Here is a 15,909-nt window from a genome sequence, read left to right as displayed (position 1 = left end):
GGGCCGACCTGTCGGCTTTGCCACGAAGGCACGAGGAAAGCGGTGTACGAACGATGATTGATCGGCATGAGCGGCTCGTCACGAACGCGACCACGCGGCTGAGCGCCGAGTCGCCGTGGCTCGTGGTGAGCGCGGTGCCGGTCCGCCCGGCATCGGTCGAGTTCGGCGCGGCGAGCGGCGACGAACTGCGACGATGGATGCGACAGCAGGTCGCGGTGTGGCCGGCACCGATCATCACCGGATCCGATCAGCCGGAGACCCGTGCCGACAGCCTCACCTTCGCGCCTCAACGTCCGCCGGGCCAGCCGGTGAAGGGCTACTACTGCCAGCTCAACGCGGACGGATCCGCGCTCGGCGCGCTCCAGGTGGGGACGCTCCGCGACAGCCCCGCCGACGGCACGCCGGTCTGGGCGGTCGGCGAGGGTGCCGTCGCATGGATCACCATCGCGCTCCTGCGCCTCACCGCGGCCTACGCCGATCACGCCACAGTCCTCGGCGACGCCGCAGTCGAACTGACCCTCACCTCGCCGACCGCCGCCGACCGCACAGCGCCGATCGAGGTATGGAACCACAACACCCAGACCTACGCTCCCGCGGGCACCCACCGGATCGCCGACGTCGAGCCCCGTCGACACACCGTCGACCTCGCGACGTGCCTGTCGCCCGACCTCGCGCGTGCGGCGCGACCACTCGTCCTGGACCTGCTGCGCCAGTTCGGACTCTCCGAGTCGCGTCACATCGACGCGTCCGGCGTCATCCAGCGCAGCAACTTCACGGGCTACGCCGAAGCGATCCTCGCGTGGACTGACGCGATCGGCGTTCCGTCCCAGCCCTGACCGTGGCGCCCTGTTCTCAGCACGCTCTAAGTTTTCCAAAAACCACACCGACTAGTGTACTTGTGAGGAAGGGAGCACACGTGCCGCTCACGCAAGCCAAGCCCAACGCCGTAGACGCCGTCGGCATTCGAGCACGAGGACTGACGAAACGATATGGAGCAAAGACCGTCGTAGACGATCTGTCCTTCACAGCCGAGCCGGGCGTCATCACCGGGTTCCTCGGGCCCAGAGGTGTCAGCCCCTGTGATGAGGAGGGTTGAGTACGGCGCCTCTTCGAAGCTGATACCGGCACGATCCAGAGACTGAGCGAGCGAATGGACCAAACTCCGCAGCGTCCGGAGCACCTGGATCGCAGCACTGGGCACCATCGTGGCAGGCGTCGCCCTCGGCGCGGTTGGAGCGTCCGGCCTGTTCGGCGCGTCGCCGTCCGACCTGCCCGCCGGGTGGGATCCGACCGCGACCAGTCTGAAGGGCGTCCTCCTCGCGCAAGTCGTTGTCGGCATGCTGGGCGCACTCAGCATCACGCGTGAGTACGACACCGGCATGATCGGCACAAGCCTCGCCACCATCCCGTCACGATCCCGCCTCCTCACGGCGAAGGCCGCCGTCGTGGCCGCGATCGCTTTCGTCATCGGCCTCGTCACGACGCTCGCCAGCTTCACCCTGGTGCAGCTCGTGCTCAGCCGCGCCGGGCTCCCCGCCGCTTCGATCACCGACCCGGGCATCGTGAGAGCGCTCGTTGGAGCACTCCTCTATCTGACGATCATCGCCCTCATCGGGGTAGCCGTCGGCACGATGACCCGGTCCACCACGGGCAGCCTCGCCGTACTCGTCGGTGCCCTTCTCCTCGTCCCTGATAACGAGCCCGCGAGCCTGGAGGGAGGAGAAAGACCTGGCCGGGGTGGCGGTTGGTCGGGTAGGAGGCCCAAACCGGTGCGCGCATCACACGCATGTCCGGTCCGGCCTGTTCGAAACGCAGGCCGTTGAGCTGGGCGGGAAGATTTAAGCCGTCGAGAACGCCGACCGGCTCGTAGCCGGTTCGCTGGTCCGCGAGGATGTTATGGCAGGTCAGCTGGGCATCCGGCGGCGGTGGGAGCGAGCAGGCGGTGGGCACTCCCCGCCGCTTGGCCGCTTCCTCCGCGCCACGGCCCTGCTTGGTCCACCGGATCACGATCCGCTGCACGATCAGCATCATGCCTCGGACGCCATCGTGGCGCCGATTACCGTCTTCAGGTCGTCGGAGAGCGGATAGGGATACTCGACCGGAAGGAGCGGGGTGACGTCCGAGCGGTCGCGGAGTGCCTGGTGGATGTCGTGCGCTCGCTGGGTGACGTCGGTGATCGTCAGCGTGCCGTCGAGGTAGCGGTCGACGGCCTGGCCGGACAGCCCGATCTGGACGGATCGGTACGGCAGGGCGTGCAGGTGCGCGTCACGCTCGGGATCCCACTGGACGCGTACGGGATAGTCCCGCTTGTGCTGCGCGCCGTGGCTGAGGCAGGAGTGCGCGAGCGCCCATTCGAAGGCGTCGCGGGACAACTCGATGGCCAGAACCCGGGTCTGACCGGGCTTGGTGGCGTACCCGCAGCGGTACATCATCCACAGAAACGAGGGTTTGATCCAGGTCATCCGCTCGCGTTTGAACGGCGCGACGAATCGCTGGGCGGCGAGCGCCGGAGTGGCGATGGCCGGGTCATAGGCCTGGTAGACCGTGACCGCCTCCTCGGTGTAGACGGCCCGGATCTGCCGATAGGGCATGTTCATGCGCCCCAGCGTGACGACCCGGGCTCGCGACCGGCAACCAGATTAATCATCGCTTGAGGACGGCCGGGCTGCGACGTTGGCCCAGGCGGGCAGGGGTTCGCGGGAGGACGGCCAATGGGGTGGGAGGGGGGAGCGGGTGGCGATGATGCCGCCGACGATGGCGCAAGTGGTGTCGATGTCGCCGCCGGCGGTGGCGGTGGTCCAGAAGGCCTGTTCGTAGTTGTCGAGGTGGCGGGCGGCGGACCACAGGGTGAAGGGGACGGTGTCCTGGGCGGAGACGGCGCGGCCGTTGCCCAGGGTGCGGGCGGCCAGGACGGGGTCGGTGAGGGGGAGCAGGCGGCGGGCTTCGGTGATTCCGTCGCGGACCTGGCTGGGTGGGGTGTGGTGGAGGACCTGGTCGAGGAAGCGGCCGGGGGTGAGGTCGGCTTGGGCCGCGGCGGTGGCGGCGGCCACGGCGATGGCGACGGCGCCCGCGACGGCTTCCGGGTGGGTGTGGGTGACCTGGGCCGACGCCTTCGCCTCCCGTACGGCTCGGGCCGGGTCGCCGGCGAACCACGCGCCGAGCGGTGCCACCCGCATGGCGGCGCCGTTGCCCCACGAGCCGCTGCCGTCGAACAGGCCGGTGGCCAGGGTTCGCCAGTCGCCGCCTTCGCGGACCAGGCGCAGCATGCGGTTGGTGGCGGGGCCGTACCCGCGGTCGAAATCGTGGCGCGCGGCGAAGCTCGCGGCGAGTTCGTCCTGGTCGATGGTGCCGTGCTCGGTGAGGACGCGGTGGATGGAGCAGGCCATCTCGGTGTCGTCGGTCCACTGCCAGGGTCCGGGGGGCAGGGAGCGGTCGGTGAGGGCTTGGCGGTTGGCGGGGACGAAGAACTGGGAGCCGAGCGCGTCGCCGAGGGCCAGGCCGTGCAGGGAGGCGGTCGCGCGCAATCGGGATTCGGTCAGCATCGCCCCCCATTGTGGCACCGATCTTCTCAATCGGGTCCTTCGCGATTAGGCCATAGCATCCGCGCGAGTCCAGCCGACACCATGTCGTGAAATTTCCTGCTAAATCATTGAGTCGGAATAGTTACCATCCCAAGCCGGTGATCCGAATAAGGTTCTCATGCTCGGGCCGTCGCAAAACATGAGCCAGCAGGAGGATGGCGGGCAACTTTGACCATGATCCCATTCTCGGAGTAAAGATCCCTTGTCATAAAAAAGGTTTCTTACTAAATCTCCCGTAACGCACGTTCGCCCAAATCCACGATGATCCATATCGGTCGCCTCATCGGTCTCACCTGCCCCCGGTGCAAATTTCTTCAGGCTTATAACAATTGCACCGTTCCCGCCATTTTGCGGTGCGCCAACCCGTAGGTTCTCCCCTTGTCTGAGAAGGGCTAGTTTGCCCAGGTCAAACTGGGCATGTGGGGGCAAATCGCCCAGGAGGATCACGTGGCGTCCGATGCAAACTGGTTTGATGCTGCCTACGAATGGTTCGTTCGCTCCAGTGCCAACGGGACCTGGCGCGACCTGATCCCCCTAGGACTGGCCGGCCTCCTCGTCTGGGGGCTGTGGCTCTACCGGGTGGTGCTGTCCCGGCTGGCCAAGCCGGTCGTGAACAGCTACCGGACCACGGTCTCCGTCGTCGTCCCGTCCTACCGGGAGGACGCCGAGATCCTGGTCCGCTGCCTGGCCAGCTGGCTGGACCAGGACCCGTACGAAGTGATCATCGTGGTGGACGTCGGCGACACCGAATGCCACACGAAACTGCACGAGGTGGTGGACCCCCGGCTCAAGGTCCTCATCTACGAGCACGCCGGCAAACGCTCCGCGCTGGGCGTGGGCATCCGGGCGGCCCGCGGCGAGGTCGTGGTCTTCGCCGACTCCGACACCTGGTGGCAGCCGGGCCTGCTGGCCGCCGTCCAGATGCCGTTCGAGGACCCCTCGGTCGGCGGCGTCGGCACCCAGCAGAACGTCTACCAGCGGACCAGCAGCATCTGGCGGCGCATCGCCGACTGGCTGGTCAACCTGCGCTACTACGACTACGTGCCCGCGATGGGCAGCCGGGGCGGGGTGGCCTGCCTGTCCGGCCGGACCGCCGCCTACCGGCGCGCGGCCATCCTCCCGGTGGTCCACAACCTGGAGAACGAGTTCTTCCTCGGCCGCCGGTGCATCGCCGGCGACGACGGCCGCCTGACCTGGCTGGTCCTCGCCTCCGGATACAAGACCGTGCACCAGTCCTCGGCCCGGGCCATCTCGATGTTCCCCGACTCCTTCCGCGCCTTCGTCAAGCAGCGCGTCCGGTGGAGCCGCAACTCCTACCGCTGCTACCTGACGGCGCTGTGGAAGGGGTGGCTGTGGAAGACCCCGCTGGTCACCAAGGTCACCGTGCTGCAGATCCTGCTCACCCCGGTGACCATGGGCGTCACGCTCGCCTACCTGTTCTTCAGCAGGCTGGAGCTCACCCCGTGGGGCATCGGGCTGGCCGTCGGCTGGCTGCTGCTGGGCCGGGGCGTACGCGGCTGGTCGCACCTGCGCCGCCACCCCGCGGAGATCCTGCTGCTGCCGCTGCTCTGCCTGGTGGTTATCATGATCGCCCTGCCGATCAAACTGTGGGCGTTCCTGACGATGAACAAGCAGGGCTGGCTGACCCGAACGGCCGACCAGGTGGGCGGGGCCGGCCAGAGCGCCGCCACGCTCAAGGGGATGGTCTGAGATGGCGCGTTTCGCCCCACTGACCCTCATCGCGGCGCTGGTCTTCGGTCTCGGTACGGCTCCCGCCGCCGCCGCGCCTCCCGCCGCCCGCGACCCGGCGCCCACCACGTTCACCGCCGACGAAGCCGAAGCCCAGGCGGCTCTGGTGGACATGGAGGACCAGCGGCTGGTCCAGGCCCGCGCCGCGCTCACCGCCCTGCTGCAGACCGGCGGCATCGAGGCCGCCCAGCGCAAGCAACCCCAGGTCTTCGTCTCGTCGCACGGCCGGACGCTGGTGCTGCCCGCGCGCAACACCAATGCCCCGTACACGCTCAGGGACCTGGCGGCGGTCGAAAAGGGCCGGTACGTCCGCCAGATGAAGGACGGCTCGGTCCTGCTCGGCATCCACGTCTTCGTCGCCGACGGCGCCCGCCTGCAGCTGCGCGGACCGCTGACGCTGCGGATGGGCAGCCTGCCCGGCTCGTTCAGCTCGATCATCGCGTTCGGCGGCAGCATCGAGATCAAGGGCACCGCCAAAAATCCGGTGCGCATCACGAGCTGGGATGTCCGTACCCAGCAACCGGACCGTTCCACAGTCGACGGGCGCGCCTACATCCGCGCGGTCGGCGGCGAGTTCGAGATGACCTACGCGCAGGTCTCGGATCTCGGGTTCTGGAGCGGCCGCACCGGGGGCATCGCGCTCACCGGCACCGAGCGGCCGGCCAGCGCCTACCGGCACAGGACCAAGGCGCAGCGCCACCAGGACAAGGCCAAACGCCTGGCCGCCAACAACAACCCCGACAAGAGCGGCGGCAACTTCGGCGACGTGGAGACCATCCCGGTCGGCCCCGGCACCGCCTCCCACGTGCTCGCCGATGAGCTGGTGTCCGGGTCGATCCAGCACAGCGTGATCACCGGCGACGCGTACGGGCTGTTCGTCTCCGGCTCGAACCAGACGCAGATCATCGACAACAAGATCGTCGACAGCCTGGTGCACGGCGTGTTCATGCACCGGTTCGCCAAGAACGCCACGATCGAGAACACCGACGTGATCGGCAGCGGCGGCGACGGCTTCGTGCTGTCGCGGGCCACCGAGAAGGTCAGGGTCACCGACTGCCTGGCCCAGGGCAACGGCCGCAACGGCTTCACCGTCAACGGCCGGGCCCTCGCGCAGGGCCCGTCCGCGAGCGGCGAGTCGCTGGCCGTGTACGGCGACAGCTCGATCAACAGCAGCATCGCCCGCGACAACGGCCGCTACGGCATCGAGGTGCTCGGCGGCAGCCGGCTGGCCGTGCAGACCAGCGAGGTCATCGGCGGCGACATGGGCATCGTGGTCCGCGAGGGCGCCAGCGGCGTGCAGATCTCCGGCAACAAGCTGACCAACCAGCGCCGCCAGGCGATCGCCCTGCGCGACGGCGCGACCGGCGCGCACGTGGCGGGCAACACCATCAAGGGCACGACCACCGGCATCTACCTGCGCGACTCCGACGGCACGGTCGTCGGAAACAAGGTCACGACGATCACGGACCCGGAGGCGCACGGCATCACCGTGGTCGGCCAGGCGGACGGGTCCGAGATCACCCGCAACACCCTCATCGGCTCCGGCACCAGCGCGATCAGCACCGCGCGCTCCTCCGGCAAGCTGAACAAGCACAACAACGACGAGGACGGCTGGAAGGACACCTCGACGTTCTGGATCAAGGCCAAGCGCTACGTCAAACCCATGAACGTGATCTGGGCGTGCGTCTTCCTGCTCGTCATCGTCTCGGCGATCCGGTCCCGCGGCATCATGGAGAAGCGGCGGCGCGGCAAGATCCGCGACCCGTACGAGCTCCAGAAGCCGATGGAGGAGCGGCCGCTCATGCTGCTGCGCCACGCGGCGCGGGGGCAGGACCAGTCCGAGAACACCATGCCCGTGCCCATGCCCGGCCGTGCGAGCAGGCATCGGCCGCCGGCGCACGCGGGTTCGACCCCGACGATTGGGGGCAGAGGGTGAAACGCCTGTTCCTCATCCTCATGGCGCTGACCCTGTCCGCGGTCGGCACCTGGGCGTACCTGTCCTACATCGACCGCCCGCCGCCGACGCCGGGCGTCAACGAGGTGTCCGCGGCGGACGCGCAACAGCAGTCGACCCTGGTCGACCAGGAGGATTTGCGGATCATGCAGACTCGGGCCACGCTGTCCTCCGCGATGGCGCGGGGCGGTCCGGCCGCCGCGGCCGCCCGGGTGCCGCACATCTCCAGTTCGGCCAACGGCCGGACGCTGGTGCTGCCGCAGCGGCGCGAGCCGTACCGGGTGGCGGACCTGGAGAAGCTGGGTGGCGAGGAGTTCCAGAAACAGGACGACAATTCATACGTGCTGGGCATCAACGTGTTCCTCGGCCCGGGGTCCAAACTGGTGCTCCAGAACGCGACCGGGCCGCTGGTGATCCGGATGCGCAGCGAGCCCGGCACCTTCGTGTCGATCGTGAGCTTCGGCGCGAGCGTCCGCATCAACGGCTCGGCCCAGAACCCGGTCCGGCTCAGCAGCTGGGACACCCACACCAGGACGGTGGACACCAAGGTCGCCGACGGGCGGGCCTACCTGCGCGCGGTCGGCGGGGAGCTCAAGATGAGCCACGCGACGGTCGAGCATCTCGGCTTCTGGAGCGGCCCGACCGGCGGGGTGGCCATGACCGGCAGCGACCGGCCCAGCCAGACCGCCAAACGGCTGCTGCCTCCCACCGTCCCGGCGGGCACCGTCACCCCCACGGTCTCGCCCACGCCCAAGCCCACCGCTTCGGGGGAGCAGCAGCCGAAGGTGCTCATGCCCAACGGCCAGCTTGTGCCGAGCGGCGGCGGCGACAACGAGATCGTGGTCACCAACGGTACGGGCGGCGGGAAGGCCACCTTCCAGCTGCCGGAGGCCAACCTGGTCACCGGCGACATCACCGACACCACGATCACCGGCAACGCGTACGGGATCTTCATCACGGCCTCCAACGAGACCAGGATCACCAACGTCACGGTGAGCGGCAGCCTGGTCGACGGCGTGCTGCTGCACCGGTTCGCCCGCAACGCCACCATCGAGAACACCACCGTGAGCAACAGCCGAGGCGACGGATTCGTGCTGTCCCGGGGCACCCAGAACGTCACGATCACCGGATCCACGGCCGAGCACAACGCCGGCAACGGCTTCACCATCAGCGGCCTGCCGCTGGCCCGGGGGCCCTCGGCGTCCGGGGAGTCGCTGCGCAGCTTCGGCGGCAGCTCGGTGACCAGCAGCGTGGCCCGGGACAACGGGCACTACGGTGTGGAGATCCAGGGCGGGGTCAAGCTGGCCGTACAGACCAGCGAGGTGATCGGCGGGGAGATGGGCATCGTGGTGAGCCAGGACGCCACCGGGGTGCAGGTCTCCGGCAACCGGCTCACCGGCCAGCGCATCCAGGGGATCGCGCTCCGCGACGGTGTGCGATCGGCCCGGGTCAGCGGCAACATCGTCCGCGACACCGCGACCGCGATCTTCCTCAGGGACGCCGAGGCCACCATCTCCGGCAACACGGTCCAGTCCGCGTCCCTGCACGCGATCTCCCTGCTGGGCAACGCCGACGGCACCAAGATCACCGGAAACACCCTGGGCGGCGCGGGCCGCAGCGCCATCGACACCAGCCGGGCGAAGGGCATCGAGACCCCCACGGCCAACAACGTCGACGGCTGGCAGGACACGGCCGGGTTCTGGACGATGGTGAAGCGGATCGCCAAGCCGATGAACATCATCTGGTTCGCGGTGATCGCGCTGATCGTGATCTCGGCCCTGCGGGCCATGCGCGGTGACGGCCCGCGGGTCGGCCGCAGAATCGTCCATCCGTACGAGAAGCAGACACTGCTGGAGGAGCGGCCGGCGCAGGTCCTGAGGACCGCCGCCGCCCGCACTCCGGCGGGGAGGAGCTGAGCGATGCGCCTGGACATCGACAGAAAGACCCTGGTGGGAATGCTGGCCGGGGCCATCATCACGGTGATCGTGGTGGTGCTGGTACGCGGGATTTTCGGCGGCTCCAGCGAGCCGAGCATGCGAGTTGAGGATATTCATCCGCAAAGCGGTGGAACGACCGACTCCTCCCAAACGTCCCAGGTACCACAGGAATCGCAGGTGGAGGACCAAGAGGAGGATGACGTGGAACCGTTCGTCGCCCTGCAACAGCCCCCCGCCATCCCCGTCCCCACCGGCGAGGGAACGATCGACTGCCCGGAGGCCACGGTGACCGTCACCGACGCCGCCGGCCTCGCCGAGGCGATCGAGGCGGCCGAACCCGGCACCGTGATCAAGCTGGAGCCCGGCGTGTACGCGGGCCGCTTCGTGGCCACGGTCGCCGGCACCGAATCCGACCCGATCTTCGTCTGCGGCTCGCCCGAGGCGATCATCGACGGCGGCGGCGTCAAGAAGGGCTACGCCTTCCACCTCAACGGGGTCAGCCACTGGCGGCTGATCGGCTTCACGGTCCGCAACAGCCAGAAGGGCGTGATGGCCGACAAGACCAGCCACACGATCATCCAGGGCCTGACCGTGCACCACATCGGCGACGAAGCCATCCACCTGCGCAACTTCAGCAGCGACAACATCGTCCAGTACAACATGATCTACGCCACCGGCCTGCGCCGGGAGAAGTTCGGCGAGGGCGTCTACCTCGGCACCGCCGAGAGCAACTGGGCGACCTTCTCCGGCGGCCAGATGGACCGCAGCGACCGCAACCTCGTGCGCGGCAACGTCATCAGGGCCACCGCCGAGGCGATCGACATCAAGGAAGGCACCTCCGACGGCCGCGTCGTCGGCAACATCTTCGACGGCTCCGTCCTCGGCGGCTCCAAGCACAACGACTCCTGGGTCGACGTCAAGGGCAACGGCTACGTCATCGAGGCCAACACCGGCAGCAACACCAACGCCGACGGCTTCCAGACCCACAAGATCGTGGACGGCTGGGGCACCGGCAACGTGTTCCGCGCCAACATCATCGATCTCGGCAACTCCGGCGGATACGGCGTCAACGACACCGTCGGCGGAAACACGATCGCCTGCGACAACAAGGTCACCGGCGGCACGCTCGTCAAAAAGGGCAGCTGTTCCTGAGCACCGAGCTCAATCACACGCGAAAGGAAAGTACAGACATGAGCGACGCCGCACTCCCACGGCTGACGGTCATCGGAACCGGCTACCTCGGGGCGACGCACGCCATCTGCATGGCGTCACTGGGCTACGAAGTGGTAGGCCTCGACGTGGACGCCAACAAGATCAAGAAATTGCAGTCCGGCGAGGTGCCGTTCTTCGAGCCCGGACTGCCCGAACTGCTGGCCAAGACCATGGAATCCGGCCGGCTCCGCTTCACCACCTCCTACGAGGAGGCCGCCGCCCACGGCGACGTGCACTTCATCTGCGTCGGCACCCCCCAGCAGCCCGGCTCCGACGCCTGCGACCTCACCTACGTCGACGCCACCGTCCGCGCCCTGGCCGCCCACCTGACCCGCCGCTGCCTGGTCGTCGGCAAGTCGACCGTCCCCGTCGGCACGGCCGCCCGGCTCGGCGACATGCTCCGCGAGCTGGCCCCCGCCGGGGACGAGGTCGAACTCGCCTGGAACCCCGAGTTCCTGCGCGAGGGCTTCGCCGTCGACGACACCCTGCGCCCCGACCGCCTCGTCTTCGGCGTCGCCTCCGACTGGGCCCGCGACCAGCTCACCGCGGCCTTCCGGCCGATCCTCGACCTGGGCACCCCCACCGTCGTCACCGACCTGCCCACCGCCGAACTCGTCAAGGTGGCCGCCAACTCCTTCCTGGCCACCAAGATCTCCTACATCAACGCGATGGCCGAGATCTGCGAGGCCACCGGCGCCGACGTACGCGACCTGGCCAAGGCCCTCGCCTACGACGACCGCATCGGCGGCCGTTTCCTCCAGCCCGGCCTCGGCTTCGGCGGCGGCTGCCTGCCCAAGGACATCCGCGCCTTCGCGCACCGCGCCGAGGAGATCGGCGTCGGCCAGGCCGTCTCCTTCCTCCGCGAAGTCGACGCCATCAACCGCCGCCGCCGCTCTCGTACCATCGACCTGGTCAGGGAGCTCCTCGGCGGCCAGCTCGACGGCAAGCGCGTCGCCTGCCTGGGCGCCGCCTTCAAACCCAACTCCGACGACATCCGCGACGCCCCCGCCCTGGACGTGGCCCGCACCATGCACGGTTTGGGCGCGAATGTCCGCGTCTACGACCCCGCCGCTCTCGACAACGCCCGCCGCGCGTACCCCGAACTCAGGTACGGCACCAGCGCCCTGGACGTCGCCCAGGACGCGGACGTGGTGGTCCTGCTGACCGAGTGGGCCGAGTTCCGGGAGATTCAGCCGTCCGCGCTGGCGCAGGTGGTCCGGAACCGCCGGATCGTGGACGGCCGCCACGCCCTGGACGCGGAGGCCTGGCGCGCCGAGGGCTGGGAGTACCGCGCCCTGGGCCGCCCCTGACAGGCGACTTACGGCTCAGCCGGGAGGTAGGCAGTTTGAGGATCCTGCCCTACCTCCCGCCTGCTGCCAGCCGTTACTCGTCAGCGGGAACGAAGATACGCCGAGACGGCTACCGACGTTCGCGGCGCTGACCTGCCCCCGGGATCTCGACATCGCCGTCGCGGGTGCGGATGGCGTCGTGGTCGTGGTTTCTGTCTCGGCCATACGGTGCCGACCATGTCGGAGCGCTGTCGTTCGGGTGGAGGGGAGACGCCGCCGCCGTGCGTCGAACACGGCTGTCGGAGGGCTGAGATGGTCAGTGCCTGGACGGTGCCAGATGGGCGCGCTCTCCCTGCGCGCCGAACAGGGTGAGCAGCTCCGCGGGATGGCTGTCGGCGCTGCCGATCCAGTGCGGTATGCGGGTGTCGAACTCCGCGGCCTCGCCGACGCCGAGCTGGAACTCCTGCTCGCCGAGCACGAACCTGACGTGTCCGTTGAGGACGTAGAACCACTCGTATCCCTCGTGGGTCCGCAGGTTCATCGTGGGCGCTCGGCCGGCGGGTGGATAGATCACCTTGTAGGCCTGGATACCGCCGGCCCGCCTGGTCAGTGGCACCATCACCAGCCCGGATCGCCGGACTGGTCGCAGGTGGATGCGCGGGTCGCCGGTGGGCGGCGCCGCGACGAGATCATCGAGCGGGACGCCGTGCGCCCGGGCCAGCGGCAGTAGCTGCTCCAGCGTGGGGCGGAGCTTGCCGTTCTCGAGACGGGACAGGGTGCTCGCTGTGAGACCGGTTTCGTGTGCCAGCGCCGCCAGCGTGGCGCTCCGCGCCCGGCGCAGGGCACGCAGACGCGGCCCAACTCCGGCCAAAACGTCTCCTGCGGGGTTGTCCATCCCCCGATGATGCGGATCCGCAACTTTTCTTGCAAGGGGGAAACGGCGGTGGCGATGCTGTCGGTACATCACCGGCATCGAAGGTGCGTATCGGATCACGCCGGCCGACGAAGGGGCAACTCAGATGGATTCCACCCGACGCCGACGACCCACCGCCGAGGGCGCGGCGGACGAGGACGCCGAGTTGTTCTGGGAGCGGCACTACCGCACCCGGCGTACCTGGGACGCCCGCGTCAACCCGCTGCTCGCCGAGACCGCCGCACCGCTGCGCCCCGGCGCGGCCCTGGATCTGGGCTGCGGCGCCGGCGGCGACGCCATCTGGCTCGCCCAGCGGGGCTGGCACGTCACCGCCGTGGACATCTCCACCACCGCCGTCGAACGGGTGCGGGAACGCGCCCGCGATCTCGGCATCGCGGACCGGGTCGCCACCGAACAGCACGATCTGGCCAGAAGCTTCCCGGCCGGCCAGTTCGATCTCGTCTCCGCCCAGTACTTCCACACCCCGTTCCCGTTGCTCCGCAGCCGAGTCCTGCGCACCGCCGCACGGGCCCTGCGCGCCGGCGGTCTGCTGCTGATCGTCGACCACGGCTCCACCGCGCCCTGGTCGTGGAACCAGGACCCCGACATCCACTACCCCACACCCACCGAGATCGCCGCCGAACTTGATCTCGACCCCGCGCACTGGTCCGTCCTGCGCGCCGACATGCCCCGCCGCCGGGCCACCGGACCCGCCGGTGAGACCGCCACCGTCATCGACAACATCCTGCTCGTCCAGCGAACCGCCGGATGACCGCCTGAACCACACGACGTCACGTCGGAACGGAGTGCCTCGATGCCAGGAAACCACGCGCAGCGATCCAGGACGCGGGCGAAGGACACCACGCCTCCGCGCACCGGCGCCGACGAGAAGGCCACCCTGCGGGGCTTCCTCGACTATCTGCGGAACGCGGTCGCGGACAAGGTCGCGGGCGTGCCGGAGCCGCAGGTCCGAACGGGCGGAGTGCCCTCGGGCACCAACCTCCTCGGGCTGCTCAAGCATCTGGCGTTCGTCGAACGGTTCTACTTCCTCGGTGAGGATGCCGGCGACTGGCGCGCGACCATGCGGCCGTCCGCGGAGGACACGGTCGACGGCGTGCTCGCCGACTACCGGAAGACCGTCGAGCGAGCGAACCAGGTCATCGACGCCTGCCCAGACCTGGCCCTTCCCGCCCCGCGACCCCCGCGCCCAGGGCCGCAACCATCGATGCGATGGGTCCTGGTGCACATGATTGAAGAGACCGGCCGCCACGCCGGCCACGCCGACATCCTCCGCGAGCAGATCGACGGATCCACCGGCCGCTGACAAGCGCGCGGCGCACTGGGCCGCCTCGTGATCAGTCCGGTCGTGGAGGTCTCGGCGTTCACCGTGTGGCAGGTACCCCGGGCAGCGGTCGCCGCCCAGGGTCGGTCGGAACGGCGGGAACGCCGTGGCGATGTGAGCCAGGTGAGCACGGCGCGGCGGCTGGTCGGGGTTAATGGGTGGCGGCTCTGGAGGGTCTGTGGTCACAGTGGGTCTGTGCCGGAGAACAACTTCGATGAACGGATAGCGGAAACGTATGAGGCCAAGTGGCCGGAACTATTTGACCCGGCGGTCGTTGACCCGGCTGTCAGTTTCCTCGCCGATCTAGCAGGATCAGGCGCCGCTCTTGAACTCGGCATCGGTACTGGCCGCATCGCGTTGCCGCTGAGCCGGCGAGGCGTTCGCGTGCACGGAATCGAGCTGTCGCCCGCCATGGTGGCGCAGCTGCGGGCCAAACCCGGCGCGCAGAGCATCGGCGTGACCATCGGCGACTTTGCGACCACCGGACCGGGCGGCACCTTCCAGCTCGCCTACCTGGTGCGCAACACGATCACGAACCTGACCACGCAGGACGAACAGGTTGATTGCTTCCGCAACGTGGCGGCGCATCTCGAACCCGGCGGCTGCTTCGTCATCGAGGTCTACATCCCAGAACTTCGGCGTCTCCCGCCCGGCCAGACCATCCACCCGTTCACCGTGACCCCGGCGCACCTCGGTTTCGAGGAGTACGACGTCGCGTCACAGATCGCGGTCTCCCATCACTACTGGGTGGTGGACGGCCAACTGGAGACTCGATCGTCGCCGCACCGCTACGTATGGCCGTCCGAGCTGGACCTCATGGCCCGACTCGCCGGAATGACCTTGCTCGAGCGATGGGCCGACTGGAAACGCGAGCCCTTCACCAGCGACAGCACAAGCCACATTTCGGTCTGGCAGAAGACGCCGCGGGAGTCAACGCGGGATGGCGAGTGAGACAACCATCGCAACGGCTTCGCGAACAGACGCCGGGCGATGACGACGCCATGATCAAGGACGCAGTCCAGTCAGGCGTGATGGTCTCCAGAATGTGGGAACGCGTACAACGTGCGTCCAGTGCGTCGGCTCGACAAGCACGAGGCCCAGGACCGTCTTGGCTTCGTCGGGTTGACAGAGCCCGTCCGTGGGCGCAGCATCGGCGTACCGAGAATCTTCAAGCATCACCAGGAAGGCTGGAGCATGAGACTGCGGCTACTCGGTACGACGTCGAAGACTGGCGGATGCCCAGCGCTCTACGAAACCGACCGAGGCACCTACGTTGTCCAAGGGCAGGCGGTGACTGACCCAGAAGCCCTCGCCGATCTTCGAGACGTGCTTCCCGGTGAGATTTTCGTCGAAATCCCGAAGGCAGTCCTTGGCTTCGCCCCGCCGGAAGACCGCTGAACGTGGAGTTCGTTCCCTGGGAGGAATTCGGCACGTTCTTCACGAACTTCGAGCACACCGCTTTCCGGCTCGAAGTCCGTGATCGCTACAACATGCCCGACGAACAGGAAGGCTTCCAGCTGTTCCTCCAAGGGCTTCCTGATCCTGACGAGGAACGGTCGATGAGGCCGTGGTGTGAAATGATCCAGGCCGCAACCTCGGACGGAAAACGGTTCGAGCGCGTGCGGGTAGTGAGCGAGCCTCATACTGACTACATCCGTTACGAGATCGCCGGAACGCACCTCAACATCGATGCTGGCGAGGACATCCGCTATCTGCCTCGTAGCCGTGCGAGAAGCCTTGATCTGCCTGATCACGATTACTGGATGTTCGACTCCCGCAAGGTGGCAGTGCTCCACTTCGACTATGATGACCAACTTCTCGGTGCTGAAATGATCACGGATCCAGATGTAGTTGTCCAACATTGCTATTGGCGCGACGTCGCCTGGCATCACGCCATTCCCCACTTCACCTACATTTTGCGATAGAACCACC

14 protein-coding genes and 2 pseudogenes are annotated in these 15,909 nt (G+C 68.1%); 13 read left to right on the top strand and 3 right to left on the bottom strand.

Annotated elements, in window-relative coordinates:
• Positions 1–53 precede the first annotated feature (53 nt).
• From ABGB08_RS07800 to ABGB08_RS07790, 3 genes and pseudogenes are all read left to right on the top strand, one after another.
• A complete protein-coding gene (locus ABGB08_RS07800; protein WP_347587802.1) occupies positions 54–836 on the top strand; it encodes a hypothetical protein in 783 nt (260 codons plus the stop codon).
• A 125-nt stretch (positions 837–961) separates the two neighbouring features.
• Positions 962–1,069, top strand: a pseudogene (locus tag ABGB08_RS07795) (ABC transporter ATP-binding protein); the annotation flags it as partial.
• Between the two features lie 88 nt (positions 1,070–1,157).
• A pseudogene (locus ABGB08_RS07790) lies at positions 1,158–1,823 on the top strand (ABC transporter permease); the annotation flags it as partial.
• Positions 1,824–2,027: 204 nt separating this feature from the next.
• Here the strand turns inward: ABGB08_RS07790 and ABGB08_RS07785 are convergent.
• Complete coding sequence (locus ABGB08_RS07785) at positions 2,028–2,597, bottom strand: DUF4291 domain-containing protein (RefSeq protein WP_347587800.1); 570 nt, start codon at positions 2,595–2,597, stop codon at positions 2,028–2,030.
• Positions 2,598–2,639: 42 nt separating this feature from the next.
• A complete protein-coding gene (locus ABGB08_RS07780; protein ID WP_347587798.1) occupies positions 2,640–3,542 on the bottom strand; it encodes an ADP-ribosylglycohydrolase family protein in 903 nt (300 codons plus the stop codon).
• 486 nt (positions 3,543–4,028) lie between these two features.
• Here ABGB08_RS07780 and ABGB08_RS07775 point away from each other — a divergent pair, with 486 nt between their 5' ends.
• Genes ABGB08_RS07775 through ABGB08_RS07755 form a run of 5 tightly spaced genes read left to right on the top strand, consistent with a single transcriptional unit; the run spans position 4,029 to position 11,743 of the window.
• Positions 4,029–5,291, top strand: coding sequence for a glycosyltransferase family 2 protein (locus tag ABGB08_RS07775; RefSeq protein WP_347587796.1), 1,263 nt, complete (start codon positions 4,029–4,031; stop codon positions 5,289–5,291).
• A 1-nt stretch (position 5,292) separates the two neighbouring features.
• Positions 5,293–7,266, top strand: coding sequence for a right-handed parallel beta-helix repeat-containing protein (locus tag ABGB08_RS07770; protein WP_347587794.1), 1,974 nt, complete (start codon positions 5,293–5,295; stop codon positions 7,264–7,266).
• Positions 7,263–9,200: a right-handed parallel beta-helix repeat-containing protein gene (locus ABGB08_RS07765; protein WP_347587792.1), complete on the top strand. Its 1,938-nt coding sequence runs from the start codon at positions 7,263–7,265 to the stop codon at positions 9,198–9,200. Before ABGB08_RS07770 ends, ABGB08_RS07765 begins: the two co-directional genes overlap by 4 nt.
• A 3-nt stretch (positions 9,201–9,203) precedes the next feature.
• On the top strand, positions 9,204–10,373 hold the full coding sequence (locus ABGB08_RS07760; RefSeq protein ID WP_347587790.1) for a NosD domain-containing protein: 1,170 nt from the start codon (positions 9,204–9,206) through the stop codon (positions 10,371–10,373).
• A 38-nt stretch (positions 10,374–10,411) separates the two neighbouring features.
• Positions 10,412–11,743 (top strand): UDP-glucose/GDP-mannose dehydrogenase family protein, encoded by a 1,332-nt coding sequence (locus tag ABGB08_RS07755; RefSeq protein ID WP_347587788.1) that lies wholly within the window; start codon positions 10,412–10,414, stop codon positions 11,741–11,743.
• 295 nt (positions 11,744–12,038) lie between these two features.
• Here the strand turns inward: ABGB08_RS07755 and ABGB08_RS07750 are convergent, their stop codons facing one another.
• Positions 12,039–12,617 carry an XRE family transcriptional regulator gene (locus tag ABGB08_RS07750; protein ID WP_347587786.1) on the bottom strand — a complete coding sequence of 193 codons (579 nt, stop codon included), beginning with the start codon at positions 12,615–12,617 and terminating at the stop codon, positions 12,039–12,041.
• Positions 12,618–12,741: 124 nt separating this feature from the next.
• Between ABGB08_RS07750 and ABGB08_RS07745 the strand changes: the two genes are divergently transcribed.
• The 5 genes from ABGB08_RS07745 (at position 12,742) to ABGB08_RS07725 (ending at position 15,902) form a co-directional block, all read left to right on the top strand.
• On the top strand, positions 12,742–13,407 hold the full coding sequence (locus ABGB08_RS07745) for a class I SAM-dependent methyltransferase (protein WP_347587784.1): 666 nt from the start codon (positions 12,742–12,744) through the stop codon (positions 13,405–13,407).
• Between the two features lie 42 nt (positions 13,408–13,449).
• Positions 13,450–13,959 (top strand): DinB family protein, encoded by a 510-nt coding sequence (locus ABGB08_RS07740; protein WP_347587782.1) that lies wholly within the window; start codon positions 13,450–13,452, stop codon positions 13,957–13,959.
• Positions 13,960–14,172: 213 nt separating this feature from the next.
• On the top strand, positions 14,173–14,928 hold the full coding sequence (locus tag ABGB08_RS07735) for a class I SAM-dependent methyltransferase (protein WP_347587780.1): 756 nt from the start codon (positions 14,173–14,175) through the stop codon (positions 14,926–14,928).
• 120 nt (positions 14,929–15,048) lie between these two features.
• A complete protein-coding gene (locus ABGB08_RS07730; protein ID WP_347587778.1) occupies positions 15,049–15,375 on the top strand; it encodes a hypothetical protein in 327 nt (108 codons plus the stop codon).
• Positions 15,376–15,377: 2 nt separating this feature from the next.
• The gene (locus tag ABGB08_RS07725; protein WP_347587776.1) at positions 15,378–15,902 is read left to right on the top strand and encodes a DUF6879 family protein; all 525 of its coding nucleotides are present in this window, start codon (positions 15,378–15,380) and stop codon (positions 15,900–15,902) included.
• Positions 15,903–15,909 lie beyond the last annotated feature (7 nt).

The organism is Acrocarpospora sp. B8E8, assembly GCF_039871605.1.
In the GTDB taxonomy this organism is placed as follows: Bacteria; Actinomycetota; Actinomycetes; order Streptosporangiales; family Streptosporangiaceae; genus Acrocarpospora; species Acrocarpospora macrocephala.
Note: the sequence above shows the minus strand (reverse complement) of the source record. Positions and strands in the feature narration are given on the sequence as shown.